The sequence below is a fragment of the Hydrogenophaga luteola genome, assembly GCF_042648585.1.
GTDB classification, from domain to species: domain Bacteria; phylum Pseudomonadota; class Gammaproteobacteria; order Burkholderiales; family Burkholderiaceae_C; genus Hydrogenophaga; species Hydrogenophaga luteola.
On sequence record NZ_JBHRXX010000001.1, the window covers coordinates 586,070 to 606,133 of the forward strand.

Sequence of the window (20,064 nt, forward strand, 5' to 3'; positions counted from 1 at the left end):
ATGAGCCAACCCCAAGATTCATCGCTGCTGGAGAAGCTGGGCCTCTCCGGCACCGTGGCGCGGGCCTTCCAGGCCAACGCCATCACGCCGCTGCTGGCGCTGGTCGCGCTGCTGCTGGGGCTGTTCGCCGTGCTGGTCACGCCGCGCGAGGAAGAGCCGCAGATCAACGTGACCATGGCCAACGTGATCATCCCGTTCCCGGGCGCATCCAGCGCCGACGTGGAGAAGATGGTCGCCGCCCCGGCCGAACACGTGCTCTCGCAGATCCAGGGCATCGAACACAGCTATTCGGTGGCACGCCCCGGCGTCGCAGTACTGACGGTGCAGTTCAAGGTGGGCGTGCCGCGCACCGAAGCGCTGGTGCGCCTGTACGACGTGCTCAATGCCAACCAGGACTGGCTGCCCGAGGGCCTGGGTGTGATGACACCGATCGTCAAACCCAAGGGCATCGACGACGTGCCGGTGCTGGCCGCCACGCTGTGGACGGCCGATGCGCAAAGCGCGCACGACCTGGAGCGCGTCGCGCACGCCGTGGAGACCGAGCTCAAGCGCGTGCCCGGCACGCGCGAGGTCGTCACCATCGGCGGCCCTGGCCGTGCCGTGCACGTGTGGTTGAACCCGAACCAGCTGCGCGAACGCGGCGTGAGCGTGCAGCAGCTGCACGGGGCCATCGCGGCGGCGAATCAGGCCCTGCCCTCGGGCTCGGTGGTCAATCCCAACCCGGCCCCGGGTGAGCCCGGCATGCTGTCGGTGGAAACCGGTGAGTTCCTGCAGAACGAGAAAGACGTCGGCGACATCGTGGTCGGTGTCAGCGGCGGCCGCCCGGTCTACCTGCGCGAGGTCGCGCGGGTGGAGGCCGGTGCCCAGCTGCCGCAGCGCTACGTGTGGTTCACCCCCGGCGCGGCCGATGCCGCGCACCCCGGCCAGCAGGGCCAGAACCACCCGGCCGTGACCATCACCGTGACCAAGAAGCCGGGCGAGAACGCGGTGGACGTGGCGCGCGGCGCCGCAGAGCGGCTGGAGAACCTGAAGAACACGGTCATCCCCGACGACGTGCAGGTCAGCATCACCCGCGACTATGGGCAGACCGCGGCCGACAAGGCCAACAAGCTGATCCAGAAGCTGATCTTCGCCACCGCCAGCGTGATCGTGCTGGTGGGCCTGGCGCTGGGCCGGCGCGAGGCGGTCATCGTCGGCGCTGCCGTGATCCTCACGCTCACCGCCACGCTGTTCGCCAGCTGGGCCTGGGGCTTCACGCTCAACCGCGTCTCGCTGTTCGCGCTGATCTTCTCCATCGGCATCCTGGTGGACGACGCCATAGTGGTGGTGGAAAACATCCACCGCCACCGCATGCTCACGCCCGACGAGCCGCTGCACATCATCATCCCGCGCGCGGTCGACGAAGTGGGCGGGCCCACCATCCTGGCCACCTTCACCGTCATCGCGGCGCTGCTGCCCATGGCGTTTGTGAGCGGTCTGATGGGCCCGTACATGAGCCCCATCCCGATCAACGCCAGCATGGGCATGGCGATCTCGCTGGCCATCGCCTTCACCGTCACGCCCTGGCTCGCGCTCAAGCTCACCAAGACCGGTGAAGGCCACGCGGCGCACGGCCCTGGCAAGCTCACCAGCGCGCTGCAGAACACCTTCACCAGGATCCTCACGCCCTTCCTGCAGAGCGCCCGCAAGCGCTGGCTGTTGCTAGCCGGCATCATCGCGGCGCTGCTGCTGTCGGTGGGCCTGGCGCTGGTGCCCACTTCGGCCATTGGGGTGGTGCTCAAGATGCTGCCGTTCGACAACAAGAGCGAATACCAGGTGGTGGTGGACATGCCCGCCGGCACCCCGCTGGAAAGCACCACCGCCGCGCTGCAGAACATGACCGCCTTCCTCGCGCAGCAGCCCGAGGTGGCCAACGTGCAGGGCTACGCCGGCACGGCCAGCCCCATCACCTTCAACGGCCTGGTGCGCCAGTACTACCTGCGTGCCGAGGCCGAAGGCGGCGACCTGCAGGTCAACCTGATCGGCGCGCACGACCGCAGCGAGAAGAGCCACGCCATCGCGCAGCGCCACCGCCCCGCGCTGGAGCAGATCGCCGCCGCCCACGGCGCACGCGTGAAGGTGGTGGAAGTGCCGCCCGGCCCGCCGGTGATGTCGCCCATCGTGGCCGAGGTCTATGGACCCGACCAGGCCGGTCGCGCCGAGCTGGCGCAGCGCGTGGCGAAGGCCTTTGCCGGCACGCCCGACATCGTGGGCGTGGACACCTCGCTGAAAGAGAACGCACCGCGTGCCTTCCTGCGCATCCAGCGCCAGCGCGCGGAGTCGCTGGGCATCCCGGTGCAGGTGATCGCGCAGACCGTGTACGCCGCGCTCTCGGGGGCCGACGCCGCCTGGCTGCACGACGGCCACGCCAAGTTCGCGGTGCCGGTGCGCATTCAGCTGCCGCGCGAGGCGCAGGTCGGTCTGGACGCCGTGCTCGCCCTGCCGCTGAAAGCCGCAAACGGCGCCATGGTGCCGCTGTCCGAGCTGGTCACCGTCGAGCGCGGCGTGATCGACCAGCCGCGCTTCACCAAAGACCTGCTGCCGGTGACCTATGTGTTCGGCGACATGGCCGGCGAACTCGACTCGCCGCTGTACGGCCTGTTCGGCATCCGCCCGGCCATGAAGGACGCCGCGCTGCCCAACACCGGCGAACTCGGCGAGTACTGGATCAGCCAGCCCAAGGACCCGTACCGCCAGTACGCGGTGAAGTGGGACGGCGAGTGGCAGATCACCTACGAGACCTTCCGCGACATGGGCGCCGCCTACGGCGTCGGCCTGATCCTGATCTACCTGCTGGTGGTGGCGCAGTTCCGCAGCTACCTCACGCCGCTGATCATCATGGCGCCCATCCCGCTGACCATGATCGGCGTGATGCCCGGCCACGCGCTGCTGCAGGCCCAGTTCACCGCCACGTCCATGATCGGCATGATCGCGCTGGCCGGCATCATCGTGCGCAACTCCATCCTGCTGGTGGACTTCATCGAGCTGGAAACGAAACGCGGTGTGCCCTTTGCGCAGGCGGTGGTGCAGTCGGCCGCGGTGCGCGCGCAACCCATCGCGCTGACCGGCCTGGCCGCCATGATGGGCGCCTTCTTCATCCTCGACGACCCGATCTTCAACGGCCTGGCCATTGCGCTGATCTTCGGCATCGCCGTGTCGACCATGCTGACCCTGGTCGTCATCCCTGTTCTCTACTACGCCATGTACCGCAAGAAGTACGAAGCGGCGTGACCCTGTGTGCTTCCATTTTTTTCAAGGAGTCTGAAATGACCGTCGAACGCCTCATCCGCATCATGGCCGGCACCGTCGTGCTGGTCTCGCTCGCCCTGGGTTACCACGGCAGCCCCATCTTCGTCAGCGAGTGGTTCCTCGCGCTGACCGCCTTCGCCGGTTTCAACCTGGCGCAGTCGGGCGTTACCGGCTTCTGCCCGCCCGCGATCCTCTTCAGGAAGATGGGCGTGCCCGAGGGCGGGTCCGCCTGCTCGAGCGGCAAGTGCAACTGATCTGAACCCACGCAGGCCCTGTCACCATGTCTTCACCCACGCCCCTGAAGTTCCTTATGCCCGGCTGGTTCTCGCTGGTCATGGGCCTGTGCGGCCTCTCGCTGGCGTGGCACCGCGCGGCGCCGCTGTTCGGCGATATGGCCGAAGGCCTGGCGCTGGTGGCGGGGCTGGTGGCGCTGGTGGTGTTTGCCGTGCTGATGGTGGCCTCGCTGTTGCGCTGGCAGCGCTACCCAGCGGCGCTGGCCGAAGACCTGAAGCACCCGGTGCGCCATGCCTTCGTGGCGGCGTTCCCGGTGTCGCTGTTGCTGCTGGCGACCGTGGGTGTGGCGCTGGGAGGCGCCTCGGGCGAACTGGCCAGGTTGTGGCGCGCCGTCTGGTGGCTCGGCAGTCTGATGCAGTTCGGGGCCACGCTCTGGGTGCTGGGGCGCTGGCTCGCGCCCGTGAACGGTGCCGCGCCGGGCAACACCGGACTGTGGCCGGCGGTCACACCGGTGCTGCTGATCCCGGTGGTCGGCAACGTGCTGGCGCCATTGGCGGGCGTGCCGCTGGGACATGGTGGCTGGGCAGCGGCTCAGTTCGGTATCGGCGCGTTCTTCTGGCCGGTGGTGCTGGCGCTGGTCCTGGTGCGGCGCCTCGCCCACAGTCCGCTGCCCGACCGCCTCCTGCCGGCGTGGATGATCTCCGTCGCCCCGCCGGCCGTGATCGGGCTGGTGTTGGCCCAACAGGTGGAGCGCGCGCAGGCGCCGCTGTGGGCGGTGCAGGGCATGTGGGGCATCGCGCTGTTCTTCCTGCTGTGGGTGCTGCCCGTGCTCAAGCGGGCGCTGGCGCAGCCGTTCGGCATTCCGTTCTGGGCCTTGTCGTTCCCGCTCGCGGCTTTCACCACGCTCACCCTGCGATTGGTGGCGCTGCAGGACCAGGCGGGCGGTCTGATGCAAACGGCGGCTGTGCTGCTGCTGGCTGCGACCTCGATGGTGGTGCTGTGGCTGGGCTTCGCCACGGTCCGGGGTCTGCGCGACGGTTCGCTGCTTGCGCCCGAGCCGGTGGCCGCCATCACGCCGGTGTCTGCCTGAACCCCGAACGGAGCCGACCATGACCGCCCCACGCACCCTCGCCACCGAACGCAAGGCCGAACTCATGCACCGGCTGCGCCGTGCCGAGGGCCAGGTGCGCGGCCTCCAGAAGCTGCTGGAGGAGGGCGCCGACTGCGCCAAGATCGCCCAGCAACTGCTGGCCACCCGGCACGCGCTGGACAGCACCTATGTGCGGCTGAACCTCTCGCTGGCCGAGCAGGAGCTGACCGCTTGCGGTGGCGCCGCAGCCGACCCGCAGGCGGTCAGCGAGGTGCTGGGGCGTCTGCAGGACAAGCTCGGCCGCTCGCGATAGACCGGCCGCCCGCGGGGCGATGCATCTGGTTGCAGCTCGGGGACGGGGGGCTTTGGTATGCTGGCTTCCCTCTGAAAACCGACCCTGCTCCATCCATGAAGACCGTCCTCGCCGCTGCCCTGTTGTTGTCCCTGGTCGCCTGCTCGTCCGCTCCCAAGGCGGAGTGGGTCAAGCCCAAGGCCAGCAAGGACGACACCTACACCCAGCTCTCCGACTGTCAGTACCAGGTCGGTCTGGCCAAGGTGCCCGAGGACGAGCGCGAGCAGATGGTCGCTCACTGCATGCGCGGCAAGGGATTCCGCTACGTGGCCATCCCCGCCGCCAAGTGAGCCCGGCCTGGACCTCCTGACTTCTGCGCCGCTGCTGGCGGCCGCCGCGTTCGGCGCGGGCGCACTCAACGCCATCGCTGGCGGCGGCAGTTTCCTCACTTTTCCCGCGCTGGTGTTCACCGGCGTGCCGCCCATCGTCGCCAACGCCACCAGTGCGCTCGCGGTGAGCCCCGGTTATCTGGGCAGCACGCTGGGCTTCAAGGCCGAACTGCGCGAGCTGCCGACGCAGCGGTTGCGGCGCGAAATGCTGATCGCGGCCATCGGCGGTGTGGCGGGTGCGCTGCTGCTGCTGGTAACCCCGGCCAAGCTGTTCACCGGCATCGTGCCCTGGCTGCTGCTGTTCGCCACCGTGCTGTTTGCGGCCGGTCCGGCCATCGCCCGCAAGGCGCAGGCGGCATCGGCCGGTGGCCACGGGCTGGCGCGCTGGCGCGAACCGGGCCTGATGGCGGTGGCCATCTACGGTGGCTATTTCAACGGCGGCCTGGGCATCCTGCTGATGGCGCTGTACACGGTGGCAGGCGAGACGCGGCTGAACACCGTCAACGCGCTCAAGAACCTCAACTCGCTGGTGCTGTCCTGGCTGTCCGTGGCCGCTTTTGTGGTCGCGGGCGCCATCGCCTGGAAAGAGGGCCTGCTGATGATGGTTGCCGCCACGGCGGGCGGCTACTTCGGCGCGCGCTGGTCCAAGGCGCTGCCAGTGGCCTGGGTGCGTCGCGGCGTGATTGTCACCGGGCTGGTGATGAGTGCCGTGTTTTTCTCGCGACTCTAGAAACCCAGCCACGCCCCTGCGTGGTGCCAGGCCGCGAAGGCCAGGTGCCCGACCGAAATTGCGTAGCCCACGCCCACCGCGCCGGTGGCTGCGGACAGCAGCAGCGCGATGCCGTCGCGGAACAGCCAGCCCAGGCTCAGCAGCATCAGGCTGGTGCCAGGCAGCACATTGCCCAGCGGCAACGGCAGGAAGATCAGCGCCGCCATGAGCGCGATCCACAGCGCCCACCAGAACCGGGCGCGCGTGTGGCACAGCGCCTGCCAGCGCGGGCACATCCACCGCTCCGCGCGCTCGTAGGTCCAGGCGAGGCCATGCAGGCAGCGGCGCGTCCAGGTTTCGTTGAGGGTCAGCCGCGCCAGCCGCTCGGGCAGGGGCAGGGTGTCGCGCCCGCGCAGCCAGGCGCCGGCCAGAGCGAAGATGCCCAGGCTGAGTACCGTGCCCGCGCCGGCGATGGGCACTGTGCTCAGCAGCGCCATCAGCATCAGCAGCACCGCGCCCGAGCCCTCGCCGTGCAGCTGCAGCAGCTCCCGCAGCGACAGGCGCAGGGCCTGCGGCGCCTCGGTGGCTGCGCCGCGCAGGCGCTGCGCGATGCCCTCGTTCACCGGACGCGCCCCTGTGTGGCGTTCATGCGCCCACGGGCCTCACGCCGGTCTGCTGCGCCGTGGCGCGACCGACCAGCAAGTGCAGCAGGCCGGCGATGGCCAGCATCGGCACCAGCACCAAGCCCCAGCCGACCCACAGCAGCGGACCGACCCAGGCCATCAGGGCATCGCCTGAGGGCATCACCGCACCCAGCCATTCCACCAGCGACACCACGAACGACTGCAGCGCGGCAATCGATGCGGTGTCGATCCAGGGCTCCAGCCAGGCGGGCACGGGCGGCAGCGCCAGTCCGCCAACCGTGCCTGCCGCGCCCTGCAGCGACCCGGTGTCGATGGCCGACAGCAGCCAGCCGGTGAGCTGGTGCACGACGGCGATGAAGCCGGTCCACAAGGTCGCCAGCAGCGCGGTGAGACTCCAGATCAGTGTTTTCATGGCGTCACACCAGCACCGGTCGGCGCCACGCCGCGCTCAGTGCATCCAGCAGCTCCACCTCGCCATCGGCCAGGTGACCGTCGGACAGCATCAGCGTCTCGCACTGCAGCAGGATCAGGTCCTGTAGGCCCCGGTCCGTGACCTCGCTCATCAGCTGGTCGCGGATGGCGGGGTCGACCGCGCCGGTCCACTGCCCGCCGCCGGCCAGCAGCAGGTCCTGGCAGAAGCCGTCCACCACCGCCTTGAAGGCCTCGGGGCTCAGGCCCAGTCGCTCGGGTGCTTGCTGCCGGTCCAGCGAGCGGATCTCGGTCATCGAATACTGGCCATCGGCCAGCATGGCCATGGCCAGAACGCGGGCGGCGGCTTCGGGGCTGTTGACGGGATAGGCTTTCATGCGGGACTCCTGGTGGGTTGGGTTGCAGAAACGCTCAGTCGTTGCCGCCGATGCCGAACAGGCTCAGCAGGCTGGTGAACAGGTTGAAGGCCGAGACGAACAGGCCGACCGTGGCCAGCACGTAGTTGGTCTCGCCGCCGTTCACGATGCGGCTGGTCTCGAACAGGATCAGACCAACCGAGAGCAGGGCGACCATCGCCGAGACGGCCAGCGCCAGCGCGGGCATGGTGAAGAAGTAGGCCACCAGCGCCAGCACGATCGCGATCACCATGCCAGCGAACAGGAAGCCGCCCATGAAGCTGAAGTCGCGGCGCGTGGTCAGCACATAGGCCGACAGCGCGACGAAGGTCGCACCCGTGGCGGCCAGCGCGGCCACGATGGTGCCGGCGCCGCCGGGCAGCTCCAGCGTGCGGGCCAGCAGCGGGCCCAGCGTGTAGCCCATGAAGCCGGTCAGTGCGAACACGGCGGGCAGGGCCCAGCCGCTGTTCTGCAGCTTGTGCACCGCGAACAGCAGGCCGAAGTAGCCCACCAGCGTGATCATCAGCCCGGGCGCGGGCCAGCTGTTGGCGACCGCAAGGGCCGCGATGCCGGCCGCGAACAGGATCGTCAGCGACAGCAGGGCGTAGGTGTTGCGCAGGACCTTCGCGGCCTGCGGACGGTCCAGCGACAGGGAGCTGCCGGTGGACAGGGAAGGGAAGCGACGGACTTGTGCCATGAGGGTTCTCCTGAAAGGGAACAAAGGGAGGCTGAAAGATAGGGTTCCACGATCTTTATAAAAAGCAGACAATGGCGAACAATTTTTCCTAAAAAGGCGAAGAATGAACCAGGAACTCAACTACAAGCACCTCTACTACTTCTGGGTCACGGCCAAGGAGGGCGGCATGTCGCACGCCGCCGCGCGGCTGGGCATGGCGGTGCAGACCATCAGCGCCCAGGTGCGGCTGCTGGAGCAGTCGCTGGGCCATGCGCTGTTCAAGCCAGCGGGCCGCGGGCTGGCGTTGACCGATGCGGGCCACGCCGCGCTGCAGGTGGCGGAGCAGATCTTCCACCTCGGTGAGCACCTGCATGCCGCCGTGCGCGACGCCACCAGCCAGACCTCGGTGCGGCTGGTGGTGGGCATCTCGGACGGACTGGCCAAGCTGGCGGTGCGCGAGCTGCTGGCGCCCGCGCTGGAAGAGCCGCGGTTGCGACTGGTGTGCCACGAGGACGATTTCGATGACCTGCTGGCCGACCTGGCGCTGCATCGGCTGGACGTGGTGCTGTCCGACCGGCCCGCGCCGGCCAACCCCAACCTCAAGCTCTACAGCCACGCCATGGGTTCGTCGCCGCTGGGCTGGTACGCGCCCAAGGAATGGCTGGCCCAGGCGCGCAAGGACTTCCCGCGCTGCCTGTCCGAGGTGCCGGTGCTGTTGCCCAGCGCCCACGCCTCGGTGCGCATGCGCATCGACCAGTGGTTCGAACAGCAGGGCGTGCTGCCCAACGTGGTCGGCGAGTTCGAGGACAGCGCGCTGCTGGTCACCTTTGGCTCGTCGGGCATGGGCGTGTTTCCCGCGTCCGAGCGCATGCGCGAGAAGCTCTCCAGCGGCTACGGACTGGAGTGGTTCGCGCCCTGCGAAGGCGTGCAGGAGCACTTCTACGCCATCGGCACGGCGCGCAAGGTGCAGCACCCGCTGGTGCAGAAGCTGCTGGCCTCGGTGGTGCCCTGAAGGCTGTGCCGCGCTCGTCCGTAGAATGTTTTTCAGAGCAACATCACGTTTGGGGAGCAGCTGTTGGGTTCTGGGGTCCGGTTGATTGATCCGTGGCGATGTGGGGCCTGTGCCCGATGGCTGGCGAAGGAGGTGTGATGCAGGACACGGCTTCTGTGCTCGCGCTGGCGCCCGACGAGGCGTCCGTCAAAGCCGCACGTGGTCTGGTGGCACCCGCCAAATGGCCCCTGCTCGGCGCCGATGCTGCAGCGGTGTGGGGGGAGTGCCAGGGCAGCGGGTCCAAGCCCTATCAGACGCAGGTGGATTTGTCGGGGCCCGCGTTTCGTTGTACATGTCCCAGCCGGAAGTTCCCCTGCAAGCACGGTCTGGCGCTGCTGCTGCTTCGAGTGGCCGATCCAGGTCGTTTCCAGCCGACCCGCCCCGCCTGGGTGGATGAGTGGCTGACTTCCCGAGAACAAAAAGAAAAAAAGAAAGAGGAGCGGGAAGAGCGCAAAGCCCATGCGCCATCGGCTGAGCCAGCGAGCGCAAGCCCGCGCGAGATCCAGCGCTGGGAGCGGATCGATGGCGCTGCCCAGGAGCTGCAGCGCTGGATGGCCGACCAACTGGCCCAGGGCCTGGGCTCTTTGGGGGCCGGATCGCTGGAAGGGTGGCGAACCATGGCCGCCCGGATGGTGGACGGCCAGGCGCCGGGTCTGGGTCAGCGTCTGCTTGAGGCCGCCGAGCGGGTTCGCCAGGGCGCTGATTGGCCCGAACAGGTGATGCGCCGACTGGGCTTGCTGCAACTGGCCTGCGACGGCGTGCAGCGCCGCGCCAGCTTGCCCGAGGCGGTGCAGGCCGATTTGCGCGAGGTGGTTGGGTGGCCCGTGGACAAAGACAGTGTGGTTGCGCATGGCGATGCCGTCGACGACACCTGGTCTGTGTTGGGAGTGGTGCAGGAACAGCGCGAACCCAAGCTGATCGAGCGGCGCGTGTGGTTGCATGGCCAGCAAAGCCAGCGGCGTGCGCTGCTGCTGGACCACTCCTACGGGGGGCGGGGATTCGAGCAGGCCTGGGAACCCGGGAGCAGCGCCAGGGCGACGTTGCATTTTTTCCCTGGAGCGGCGGGCTTGCGCGCACGGTGCAGCGAGTCCGAGCGGCTCGGCGCTGCGACCTGGCCGAATGCGACGCTGGGACAAGAATGGGACGAGATCGCCCGGCGCTTGGCCGCCTCACCCTGGACCACCATGCACCCTTTGGTGTTGCGGAATGCCACGCTGGAGCGCACCGCGACGGGATGGCGTTGCGTGGTGCAGGGACAAGACCTGCCCGTTCGCACGGAAGAGAATTTTGGATGGCAACTGCTGGCGACCAGTGGTGGGCATCCTGTTCATCTCGCGGGTGAATGGGATGGGGAAGCTTTTTTTCCGATGAGCGCATGGCGCGACGACCAGACGGCGCCCGGTGGCTCCGCACACCCACATGAGTAGCAGCGTGTTCGCTCCTTTGCTGCCCATGGCGCTGGTGGGGACCGACCGCCACGCAGGGGGCTGGCCGGTCTGGCAGGGTCCACTCGGCGTCTTGATCGCCGAGGCGCGCGGCGGAGACACGCCCCCCGCGACCGGCTTGCTGCGCGTCAGTGGTGTGCTGGCCCTCTGTGATCTGGCCGGGTCCATGGGTCGGCCTGTGACCGTGCAGGCCCGACCCGGCGCCGATCCGGAAATCCAGCCGCCGCTGGAGGACACGCGTCTCATGGGGCTGATGGATTGGGTGTTTCAGCAGGGGCCGGTGCGCTTGGCTGGGGAGTGTCTGGCCACGCTCGCGCAGCGTGGATTGCGACTGCCCGCGGCCTTGCTGCCGACTGTGCTCGACGCCAGTCGCCGGGCGACGGTCTTGAGGCCATGGCTGGCGCCGGTGCTGGGCACCACGGGGGCCTGGCTGGCTGCGCAGCGAGAGGATTGGAAACACGCCGTGAGTGTGCAGACCACCCGCCAGAACGATGAGGTGGTGTGGCTCGAAGGCAATCTGGAACAGCGCAGCGCCTTCCTGCGGCAGGAGCGCAGCACGGCGCCCGACGTGGCCCGCGAGCGGCTGATCGCCGTCCTGCCCGAGCTGGCGGCGCACGAGCGCCTTGAACTGGTTCAGACCTTGAGCGTGGGGCTCTCCATGCAGGACGAGCCGCTGCTCGAACGCCTGCGGACCGCCGATCGCGGGCGCGAGGTGCGCCAGGCCGCGCTGCGTCTGTTGCTCAGACTGCCCCTGGCCGCCCATCCCCAACGCGCCATGGCCCGGATGGCATCGCTGGTCGTCCAGCGCAGAGGGTTGATTCAGCAGCGCTGGGTGGTCGCGGCGCCCGTTGCCGCTGCGGCCGACTGGGCGGCCGATCAGGTCGAGGCGAAAAAGCCCACGCACGAGATTCTGGGCGAGCGCGCCTGGTGGCTGTACCAGCTGGCCAGTCGGGTGCCCCTGAACTGGTGGACCGAACACACCGGCATGACGCCCCAGGAACTGCTGTCCTGGAGCGCCCAAGGCGACTGGAACAAGGCACTTGCCCGGGCCTGGTTCGAGGTGCTGCTGGCCGCACCCGATGGCAACTGGGCCGATGCTTTTGTCAATGCGTCGCCGGATGCGGTCCAGGGCCTGGACACCCACCGTCTGGTGCCCCTGTTGTCCCGCGCTGCACGCGACGCGCACTGGGACCGTCTGCTGCAACAAGGGGGAGCCGGGGCTGCGGCCGTGTTGCCCGAGTTGGTGACGGCCTGCCAACTGCAACCCGCAAACGCCTGGGCGCGCCTGAGTCCGGGTGTTTCAAGCCGCCTGGTGGCCTGGGTTCAGGACCGGCTGGCGACACAAGACGCGCACCAGCAATGGGTGCTGCGCAACCACCTCCCCGATCTGTGCTGCATCGTCGATGCCTCGGCATTGCCGGCCCTCCGTGCACTGCCGCGCAGCGCCGACGAAACCGCGGCCATGGCCGAAGTCATGCACGCTTTGGCGCAGATCATCGCCACCCGAGAAGCTCTGGAAACCATCCGATGAACACCACCACACCCACCGCCCTGTCTGATGCCGTGATGCGGCGCCATGCCGAACAGCAATACGCCGAAGAACTGGCCGAGCTGGCGCGCCAGGACCAGCGTGCCCGCCCCGCCAATTGGGCACTCTCGCCCTGGGGCGTGGTGCGTTACCTCATGGGTGGGCGCCTGGACAATGGTTTCGAAGTCAGCCCCAAGTACGTGGGCAACGAGCGCTTGATGGAGGTGGCCGTCGCCACGCTGGCCACCGACCGCGGGCTGTTGCTCTATGGCGTGCCGGGTACTGCGAAATCCTGGGTGTCCGAGCATCTGGCAGCCGCCATCAGCGGCGACTCCACGCTGCTGATCCAGGGCACGGCGGGGACCAGCGAAGAGCAGTTGCGCTACGGCTGGAACTACGCCCAGCTGCTGGCCCACGGCCCGTCTGAAAAGGCATTGGTACCCAGCCCGCTGATGAACGCCATGCGCCTGGGCAAGATCGCGCGGGTCGAAGAACTCACCCGCATTCCTGCCGATGTGCAGGACACCCTGATCACCGTGCTGTCGGAAAAGACGCTGCCCATCCCCGAGCTGGGCACAGAGGTGCAGGCGGTTCGGGGCTTCTCGGTCATTGCCACGGCCAACAACCGCGACAAAGGCGTCAACGAGCTGTCGTCCGCTCTCAAGCGCCGCTTCAACACCGTGGTGCTGCCCGTGCCCTCGAGCGAGGAGGAAGAGGTGAGCATCGTGATGAGGCGCGTGGCCGACATGGGCCGTGCGCTGCAGTTGCCCGCCGAGCCGCCCGCGCTCAAGGAGGTGCGGCGCATCGTGCAGATCTTCCGCGAGCTGCGCAACGGCAAGACCGAAGACGGGAAAACCCAGGTCAAGTCGCCCAGCGCCACCTTGTCCACCGCCGAAGTGATTTCGGTCATCAACAACGGGATGGCGCTGGCGGGCCACTTTGGCGACGGTGTGCTGCGGCCGCACGACATGGCCTCGGGGGTCATCGGGGCCATCGTCAAGGACCCGGTGCAGGACGCCGTTGTGTGGAGCGAGTACCTGGAGGCGGTGGTCAAGGAGCGCAGCGACTGGAAAGACCTGTACCGGGCCTTTCGCGATCTCGGTTGACTTCGGCCATTTCCGAGAGACCCGTCCACGATGAGTTCATTGCACTACTTCGGCGTGCGCCACCACGGCCCCGGCTGCGCGCGCAGCCTGCGCGAGGCGTTGCTGGCCTTGCAGCCGGACTGTGTGCTGGTCGAGGGGCCGCCGGAGGCCGATGCACTGGTGCCCCTGTCCATCGCCGAGGACATGCAACCGCCGGTGGCGCTGCTGAGCTACTGCCCGGATGAACCCGGGCTCGCGGTCTACCACCCCTTTGCCGAGTTTTCTCCCGAGTGGCAGGCCATGCAATGGGCTGCCCGGGCGGGGGTACCGCTGCGGTTCATCGATTTGCCACGGGCCATCGACTTTGGTCTGGAGAAGGCGCGCAAGGAGGCGGCCGCCGAGGCGCCTGAGGGTGCACCTTCGCACACAGGTGACGCGGAGCTTTCCGAAGACAGCCCGGCCGCGGCGGAAGACGACCCACTGTCCTGGCTGGCGCGGGCGGCAGGTTTTGAAGACGGGGAGGCGTGGTGGAACCAACTCATCGAGGAGCGGGGCGGGGCGGATGCGCTGTTTCCGGCGATCAACGAGGCCATGGTCGCGCTGCGGCAGGAACTGGGCGATCCCGCGCGCGGCGCCGAGCATGCGCAACGCGAGCGGTTGCGCGAGGCGCACATGCGCCAGTGCATCCGCGCTGCACAGAAAGAGGGCTTCGAGCGCATCGCCGTGGTCTGTGGTGCCTGGCACCTGGCCGGGCTGCAGGCCGACGTCAAGGTGCGCGACGATGCCGCGCTGCTCAAAGCCCTCCCCAAGCTCAAGGTGCAGGTCACCTGGGTGCCGTGGAGCCATCGCCACCTCGCCAGCGCCAGTGGTTACGGTGCGGGCATCCAGTCTCCTGGCTGGTACGAACACCTCTGGCGCCACCCGGGGCCGCCACTGGAGCGGGCCTCGGCCTGGTTGGCGCGGATCGCCCGGCTCATGCGCGAGCGGGATCTGGATTGTTCGTCCGCCCACCTCATCGAAGCCACGCGGCTGGCCGAAGCGCTGGCCGCCATGAGAGGTCGTCCGGCGCCCAGCCTTGAAGAACTGCAGGAAGCCACCTGTGCCGTGTTGTCCATGGGCGACGATGCGGTGCTGACCTTCATCCGAGACGAGCTGCTGGTGGGCGACCGCCTCGGCCAGGTGCCCGCCAGTGTGCCCACGGTACCGCTGCAGCGCGATCTGGAGCGGGCCCAGAAATCCTTGCGCCTGAAGCCCGAGGCCCTGCAGAAAACGCTCGACCTGGATCTGCGCCAGCCCACCGATCTCGCTCGCAGCCAGCTGCTTCACAGGCTGAACCTGTTGGACATCCCGTGGGGCAGCGTCGCCACCGTGGGTCGTTCGGCGCGGGGCAGCTTTCATGAGGTCTGGCGCTTGCAGTGGCAACCGGAGTTTGCCTTGCGCGTCATCGAGGCCAGCCGCTGGGGGCAGACCATTGCGCAGGCGGCTTCGGCCAGGACCGTGGACCGCTGCACGGATCTGCAGCGGCTGGATGAACTCGCCCGGCTGGTGGACGAGGCCCTGCTGGCCGACCTGGCGCCAGCGGTGGAAGCCGCAACGCGGGCCTTGCAGGATCGGGCGGCGGTGAACGGCGACACGGTGCAGCTGCTCTCGGCCCTGCCGCCACTGGCCAATGTGTTCCGGTATGGCAATGTGCGTGGGACCGATGCGGCGCTGGTGGCGCAGGTGCTCGACGGCCTCATCCTGCGCGCCGCGATCGGCCTGCCACTGGCGGCGAGCGCTTTGGACGAGGACGCCGCCAACGCGCTGCGCGAGCGCATGCTCGCGGCCCACAAAGCCATCGGCCTGCGCGACAGCGCGGAACAAACCAGTGCCTGGCAGCGCGCCCTGCTTCAGCTGGCCGAGTGGGTGGGTGTGCATCCGCTGCTGCAGGGGCTGAGCCGGCGCCTGTTGCTGGAGGCGGGCGTTTGCAGCACCGACGATGTGGCGCGCGCCATGTCACTGCACCTGTCCCGCGGCGCCGATCCGGCGAAGGCTGCGGCCTGGCTCGATGGCTTTCTCAACCGCAACGCCACGGTGCTGCTGCACGACGCTTCGGCATGGGGGCTCCTGGACGCCTGGCTGGCGACCCTGAAGGAGGAGCACTTTCTGGCGGTGCTGCCTCTGCTGCGGCGCAGCTTCAGTGCATTCGAATCCAGCGAGCGGCACGAGCTTTCGCAACGTGCGAGCCAGGGCACGACCGCCAGACCGGTGGCCACCGACCTTGGCGAATGGGATGCTGGGCGGGCGCTGCTGCCCTTGCCTTTGTTGCGTCAACTGATGGGACTCGGCGCATGAACGAACACCCCCCCTCCGAGACCGCCCCCGTGCCCGAAGCCGAGCGCCTGCGCCGCTGGCGTCTGGTGCTGGGCCGGGAGGCCGATCAGGCCTGCGGTTCGCTTTCCGGTGAGCTCCGCGAGATGGATCAGGCCCTGTCGGCCCTGTACGACCCCACAGGGCCTGGCGGTCTGGGCGCCAGGGAACGCCGGAGCGGCCGCGAGGGCTCGGCCCCCGGTGTGGCGCGCTGGCTGGGCGACATACGCAAGTACTTTCCCGGCTCGGTGGTGCAGGTCATGCAGCGTGACGCACTGGAGCGGCTGAACATGCGAGACATGCTGCTGGAGCCCGAAATGCTCAAGGGCATGCAGCCCGACGTGCATCTGGTGGCCAACCTTATCGCGCTGTCGAAGGTCATTCCGGCCAAGACCCGCGACACCGCGCGCATGGTGGTGCGCGGTGTGGTGGACGCCTTGCTGGCCCGGCTCGAAGAGCCCATGCGCTCCGCTGTCAGCGGGGCGCTGGATCGCAGCCAGCGCAACCGTCGTCCGCGCCACAACGAGATCGACTGGAACCGCACCATCCGCGCCAACTTGAGGCATTGGCAACCCGACCTCCGGACCGTCGTGCCGCAGACCCTGCATGGGTACGGGCGCAAGGCGCGCAAGCCTCAGCGCGAGGTGGTTCTCTGCATCGACCAGAGCGGCTCCATGGCGGCCTCGGTGGTGTACTCCAGCATCTTCGGCGCCGTGATGGCCTCGCTGCCGGCGGTGTCCACACGGCTGGTGGTGTTCGATACCGCGGTGGTCGATCTCAGCGAACAGCTGGACGACCCTGTCGACCTGCTGTTCGGGGTGCAGCTGGGTGGCGGCACGGACATCAACGGCGCCGTCTCCTACTGCCAGAGCATCATCCGGGAGCCGCGCAACGCGATTCTGGTGCTGATCTCCGACCTGTATGAAGGCGGGGTGGAGGCCCAGCTGTTGCGGCGGGCCAACGAGCTGATCGAGAGCGGGGTGCAGTTCATCACCCTGCTGGCCCTCAGCGACGAAGGCGCACCCAGCTACGACCACGCGCTGGCCGCCAAGCTCGCGGCACTGGGCGTGCCCAGCTTTGCCTGCACACCGGATGCCTTCCCCGGCTTGATGGCCGCCGCCATTCGCCGCGACGACATCCACGCCTGGGCCGCCGGCCAGGGCATGGTCACGAGTCCCAGAACACGCTGACGCGCGGCTGGAAGCTCGTGGGGCGGCCTTGGTCCCTCAGGCCAGGGTGTCCTTCATCAAGGTGTTGAACCAGGTGCCCATGTCCTTGAAGTTCTCCTGGCTGACCGATGCGGCCTCGGTGGCGGTGGCCGCCACGCCGTTGACCAGGGTCTGGCCTCCGTTGCTGGCGATCTTCATGCGCCGGTCGATGGGGTCGTACTGGTAGACGGCCGTGAGCCACGATGCGCTGCTGGCGGTGATGGGCGAATAGCAGGCCGAGTTGGCCACCGGCTGCGGATCGGGCTGTGCGCCGCTCAGCAAACGGATGATGGCATCGGCGCAGATCTTGGCCTCCTGGTTGGCCACGTGCCCGGCCTTGGGCATGCCGCACGACGAGGCGTCGCCGATGACGTGGATGCCCTCGGCGCCCACCAGCGTGGACTCGTAGCTCAGCACGTTGACCATCGCCCAGCGGCCGTCGGCACTGTTGTTCAGGCCGGCCTGTGCCAGCCAGCCGCCGGCTTCGCTGCCCGCCGCGCGGTGCGGCACGATCGGATTGACCACCCGGGCGTTGATCACCTGTGTGCCGCCAACGCCGTCGACGTAGGTCACCACCTTGCTCGCCGGATCGATCTGGATGCCGGTGACGTTCGGGATGTAGCGGATCACGCCAGCGTGCAGGCCGGCGAAGGCGGTTTCAAAGGTGTGACGCTCGGCCTGGATGACCGGGTTTTCGTCCAGCACCACGACCTGGCAGCCGGCGCGCCCGCTGGACTTGAGGTGGTCGGCGACCACGCAGGCCCGCTCGTAGGGGCCGGGTGGGCAGCGGTAGGGAGCCTTGGGAATGGTCATGACGAAGATGTCGCGGTCCTGCATGGCCGTGATCTGCTGGCGCAGCAGCGTGGTCTGTGCGCCGCCGCGCCAGGCGTGGGGCGTGCGTGCATCGTAGTCCGCTGTCGTGAGGCCGTAGGCGTCGTCGAAGCTGATGCCCGGTGCCAGCACGAGCCGGTCGTAGCCCAGGCTGCTGCCGTCGGACAGGGTGAGCGAACGGGCAGCCCGGTTGATCGCGGTCAGGCGACCGGTCCGGGCGACCACGCCGTAGCGACGGGCCAGGGTCTCCCGGCTGTACTGCAGGCCGGCGATGGTGCGGCTGCCGTTGAGCACGAGGTTGCTCATGATGCTGGAGGTGTAGAGGGCCTCGGGCTCGACCAGGGTGACTTCCAGGCCCTTGCCGCCCCACAGCCGCAGGTATTTGGCCGCGGTCATGCCGGCCATGCCGCCACCCACCACCACGACCTTCTTGCCCGAGATGGCCGTGGTGGCCAGCGGTGCGGTGGGCGTGTTGGGCCGTCGGGACGGGGCGCGGTCGCCGTCGGCCCGGCCCGTCAGCGGGACCAGCCCCGCGGCCAGGCCACCGGCGGCCACCGCCATCCATTGGCGGCGCGAGAGCTCGTTCGTGATCTTGAAGGTGTTCATGAAGGGCTCCCGGTTCATTGCTGGAGGTAGGCGATGATTTTTTGCAGCTGCGCGGGCGTGTAGCCCTGGGCGTGCGCGGCCATGATGTCCTTGCTGGCGGTCTTGGTCAGGAACTCGGTGATCTCCTCGGCCTCGCCGCCCCGGATGCTGTCGAAGCCGCCCGTGCCGTTCGTGCCGTGGCACTGGAAGCAGTTGGACGCGAGCAACCGGCCCTCGGTGCTGGCTGCGACGGTGGCGGCTGGCGCCGTGGTGCTGGAAAGGGGCGAGATGGTGGAGCGGGGCGGGCTGGACTTGGTCGTTGCCGCGCCGTCATCTCCGCTGCCGCCGCCGCAGGCTGCGAGGACGATGCTGGCGGCCACCGCCACCCACACCGCGCCTCTCCTGTGCTCAACTGGGGTTTTCATAGCTTCTCCTGTTGTTCGTGGTGCGCAACTTGCGCCAGGTGAGGCTAGGCCCGGGGCACTTAAATAACCTTATGCCGCATGTGGATTTGAGTAACAGGTGTTTCAAGCCTATTTCCGCATGTCTTGATGAAAGGAGCGCTGTTGTGCGCGACACCGAAGTGAGCACTCCCGCCGATGAAATGCCCTGGCCTGTGGTGAGTCCGTTCCGCATGCGACCAGGGCTCGCCCGCCTGGCACCGGCAACCGAGGTGCCGCCATCGCCGCTCTTCGTGCGGGATGGCCTGGCGCCGATCTACGCCGCGCGCAAACGGGCGGTGCTGCAAACCCATCACGGCTTGTCACACATTGGCCAGGCCGAACCGGCGGTGCTGCAGGCCATCGCCGAAGCCTACGCCGCCCAGACCGGGGTCGCCATTGCACCGGACACCCGCGCTCTGGCCGAGGACATGCAAGAGGACTTCGTGGTCCTGCACGACGAGCCCGGCGACGGCTTCCGGGCGCACTTCCTCTCAGTGTGTTTTCCGTCGAACTGGAACCCGTCCGAGAAGCTGGGGCTGGACTTCATGGCCATCCACGCGCCGGTGGCCGACAACGCGCTGCTGCAGGCCGGCGCGCGCGGCATTGTCGACATGGCGTTCCGGCAGGCGCCGATGCTGCGCCACGTCTGGCTGCTCACACCCAACGGCGATCTGGCCCAGCATCCCGAAACGCGCCGCGCCCGCTGGGAGGACGCGCTCGCCGCCGCCGACGCGCCTGGCGCTTCGGGGCGTCTGATCGATCGGGTGTTCTTCCGTGTCGAGCGCCAGACCACGCTGCCGCTGCCCGCGCTGCGGCGCGGGGTGTTCTTCATCCGCGTGATGGTGGCGCCGCTGGCGCAGGTGCTGGCCGTCGCGCCCGGGCGCGCGGCCGAACTGGCCGAGGCGCTGGCCTCGATGAGCGAGGCCGTGGTGACCTACCGCGGCATGACCGCGGTGCGGGGCCGGCTCTGCGCCGAGCTCAGGCCGTCTTGACAGTCGTGCTCGGTCCGTTGGTCTGGACCGACTTGATGCCGTTGTCGCGGCCGGCGGCGTCCTTGTACATCTGGCTGGTGCCGATGACCTGGTGGTTGCCCGCCTTGAGGTTGAAGTAGCAGCGGCCGTCGGACGCGTCCTTGCGCTCGTAGCGCACTTCCTGCGGGCTGTTGGTCTGCACGGACTTGATGCCGTTCTCGGCCGAGGCTTTGGTGTCGTACTGCTCGCTGCGCAGGATCACCTCGCCGTTGCCGGCCTTCAGGACGAAGGAAAACTTGCCCTTGTCGTTCGAAGAGAGTTCGTACCAGCCTGCCATGTCAGCTCCTTGAAGTTAGAGAGAGGATGCGCCGAAGCGGGCCCATCGTAGGCCGGGCGCGCAGCGCTGGGAAGACGGTGGGCGG

The 20,064-nt window shown here is 68.5% G+C and carries 20 protein-coding genes; 13 read left to right on the top strand and 7 right to left on the bottom strand.

Annotation, left to right across the window (positions count from 1 at the left end):
- The 6 genes from ACFOPI_RS02795 to ACFOPI_RS02820 all read left to right on the top strand — a co-directional run bounded on the left by ACFOPI_RS02795 (position 1) and on the right by ACFOPI_RS02820 (position 6,023).
- Complete coding sequence (locus ACFOPI_RS02795; protein WP_382170508.1) at positions 1-3,270, top strand: efflux RND transporter permease subunit; 3,270 nt, start codon at positions 1-3, stop codon at positions 3,268-3,270.
- Between the two features lie 35 nt (positions 3,271-3,305).
- Positions 3,306-3,542, top strand: a complete 237-nt coding sequence (locus tag ACFOPI_RS02800) for a YgaP family membrane protein (RefSeq protein ID WP_382170510.1) — start codon at positions 3,306-3,308, stop codon at positions 3,540-3,542.
- A gap of 26 nt (positions 3,543-3,568) precedes the next feature.
- On the top strand, positions 3,569-4,612 hold the full coding sequence (locus ACFOPI_RS02805; protein ID WP_382170512.1) for an SLAC1 anion channel family protein: 1,044 nt from the start codon (positions 3,569-3,571) through the stop codon (positions 4,610-4,612).
- Positions 4,613-4,631: 19 nt separating this feature from the next.
- Positions 4,632-4,925 carry a metal-sensing transcriptional repressor gene (locus tag ACFOPI_RS02810; protein ID WP_382170514.1) on the top strand — a complete coding sequence of 98 codons (294 nt, stop codon included), beginning with the start codon at positions 4,632-4,634 and terminating at the stop codon, positions 4,923-4,925.
- 95 nt (positions 4,926-5,020) lie between these two features.
- A complete protein-coding gene (locus ACFOPI_RS02815) occupies positions 5,021-5,254 on the top strand; it encodes a hypothetical protein (RefSeq protein WP_382170516.1) in 234 nt (77 codons plus the stop codon).
- Between the two features lie 16 nt (positions 5,255-5,270).
- Positions 5,271-6,023: a sulfite exporter TauE/SafE family protein gene (locus ACFOPI_RS02820; protein ID WP_382170941.1), complete on the top strand. Its 753-nt coding sequence runs from the start codon at positions 5,271-5,273 to the stop codon at positions 6,021-6,023.
- On the opposite strand, the gene ACFOPI_RS02825 is transcribed toward ACFOPI_RS02820, so the two are convergent.
- From ACFOPI_RS02825 to ACFOPI_RS02840, 4 genes are read right to left on the bottom strand one after another with little or no spacing between them, the layout of a single operon-like run.
- Positions 6,020-6,625: an exopolysaccharide biosynthesis protein gene (locus ACFOPI_RS02825; RefSeq protein WP_382170518.1), complete on the bottom strand. Its 606-nt coding sequence runs from the start codon at positions 6,623-6,625 to the stop codon at positions 6,020-6,022. The genes ACFOPI_RS02820 and ACFOPI_RS02825 overlap by 4 nt on opposite strands.
- A gap of 22 nt (positions 6,626-6,647) precedes the next feature.
- A complete protein-coding gene (locus tag ACFOPI_RS02830; protein ID WP_382170520.1) occupies positions 6,648-7,058 on the bottom strand; it encodes a hypothetical protein in 411 nt (136 codons plus the stop codon).
- Between the two features lie 4 nt (positions 7,059-7,062).
- Positions 7,063-7,452: a hypothetical protein gene (locus ACFOPI_RS02835; protein ID WP_382170522.1), complete on the bottom strand. Its 390-nt coding sequence runs from the start codon at positions 7,450-7,452 to the stop codon at positions 7,063-7,065.
- A 34-nt stretch (positions 7,453-7,486) separates the two neighbouring features.
- Complete coding sequence (locus ACFOPI_RS02840) at positions 7,487-8,167, bottom strand: Bax inhibitor-1/YccA family protein (protein ID WP_382170523.1); 681 nt, start codon at positions 8,165-8,167, stop codon at positions 7,487-7,489.
- A gap of 103 nt (positions 8,168-8,270) precedes the next feature.
- On the opposite strand from ACFOPI_RS02840, the gene ACFOPI_RS02845 reads away from it, so the two are divergent.
- The 6 genes from ACFOPI_RS02845 (at position 8,271) to ACFOPI_RS02870 (ending at position 16,794) form a co-directional block, all read left to right on the top strand.
- Positions 8,271-9,158: a LysR family transcriptional regulator gene (locus tag ACFOPI_RS02845; RefSeq protein ID WP_382170525.1), complete on the top strand. Its 888-nt coding sequence runs from the start codon at positions 8,271-8,273 to the stop codon at positions 9,156-9,158.
- Between the two features lie 137 nt (positions 9,159-9,295).
- The gene (locus tag ACFOPI_RS02850; protein ID WP_382170527.1) at positions 9,296-10,624 is read left to right on the top strand and encodes an SWIM zinc finger family protein; all 1,329 of its coding nucleotides are present in this window, start codon (positions 9,296-9,298) and stop codon (positions 10,622-10,624) included.
- A 4-nt stretch (positions 10,625-10,628) separates the two neighbouring features.
- Positions 10,629-12,173 carry a DUF5691 domain-containing protein gene (locus ACFOPI_RS02855; RefSeq protein WP_382170529.1) on the top strand — a complete coding sequence of 515 codons (1,545 nt, stop codon included), beginning with the start codon at positions 10,629-10,631 and terminating at the stop codon, positions 12,171-12,173.
- On the top strand, positions 12,170-13,276 hold the full coding sequence (locus ACFOPI_RS02860; protein WP_382170531.1) for an ATP-binding protein: 1,107 nt from the start codon (positions 12,170-12,172) through the stop codon (positions 13,274-13,276). The genes ACFOPI_RS02855 and ACFOPI_RS02860 overlap by 4 nt, the downstream gene beginning before the upstream one ends.
- A 30-nt stretch (positions 13,277-13,306) precedes the next feature.
- Positions 13,307-15,589, top strand: a complete 2,283-nt coding sequence (locus ACFOPI_RS02865; protein WP_382170533.1) for a DUF5682 family protein — start codon at positions 13,307-13,309, stop codon at positions 15,587-15,589.
- Entirely contained in the window at positions 15,586-16,794 is a 1,209-nt protein-coding gene (locus ACFOPI_RS02870; RefSeq protein WP_382170535.1) for a vWA domain-containing protein, read from the top strand. The genes ACFOPI_RS02865 and ACFOPI_RS02870 overlap by 4 nt, the downstream gene beginning before the upstream one ends.
- A 36-nt stretch (positions 16,795-16,830) precedes the next feature.
- On the opposite strand, the gene ACFOPI_RS02875 is transcribed toward ACFOPI_RS02870, so the two are convergent.
- Together ACFOPI_RS02875 and ACFOPI_RS02880 are read right to left on the bottom strand one after the other, a co-directional pair.
- Entirely contained in the window at positions 16,831-18,249 is a 1,419-nt protein-coding gene (locus ACFOPI_RS02875; RefSeq protein ID WP_382170537.1) for an FAD-dependent oxidoreductase, read from the bottom strand.
- Between the two features lie 14 nt (positions 18,250-18,263).
- Positions 18,264-18,653: a c-type cytochrome gene (locus ACFOPI_RS02880; protein WP_382170539.1), complete on the bottom strand. Its 390-nt coding sequence runs from the start codon at positions 18,651-18,653 to the stop codon at positions 18,264-18,266.
- 143 nt (positions 18,654-18,796) lie between these two features.
- On the opposite strand from ACFOPI_RS02880, the gene ACFOPI_RS02885 reads away from it, so the two are divergent.
- The gene (locus tag ACFOPI_RS02885; RefSeq protein ID WP_382170541.1) at positions 18,797-19,663 is read left to right on the top strand and encodes a heme-dependent oxidative N-demethylase subunit alpha family protein; all 867 of its coding nucleotides are present in this window, start codon (positions 18,797-18,799) and stop codon (positions 19,661-19,663) included.
- Here the strand turns inward: ACFOPI_RS02885 and ACFOPI_RS02890 are convergent.
- Positions 19,650-19,979, bottom strand: coding sequence for a YegP family protein (locus ACFOPI_RS02890; protein WP_382170543.1), 330 nt, complete (start codon positions 19,977-19,979; stop codon positions 19,650-19,652). The two genes, ACFOPI_RS02885 and ACFOPI_RS02890, sit on opposite strands and share 14 nt — an antisense overlap.
- Positions 19,980-20,064: the final 85 nt, after the last annotated feature.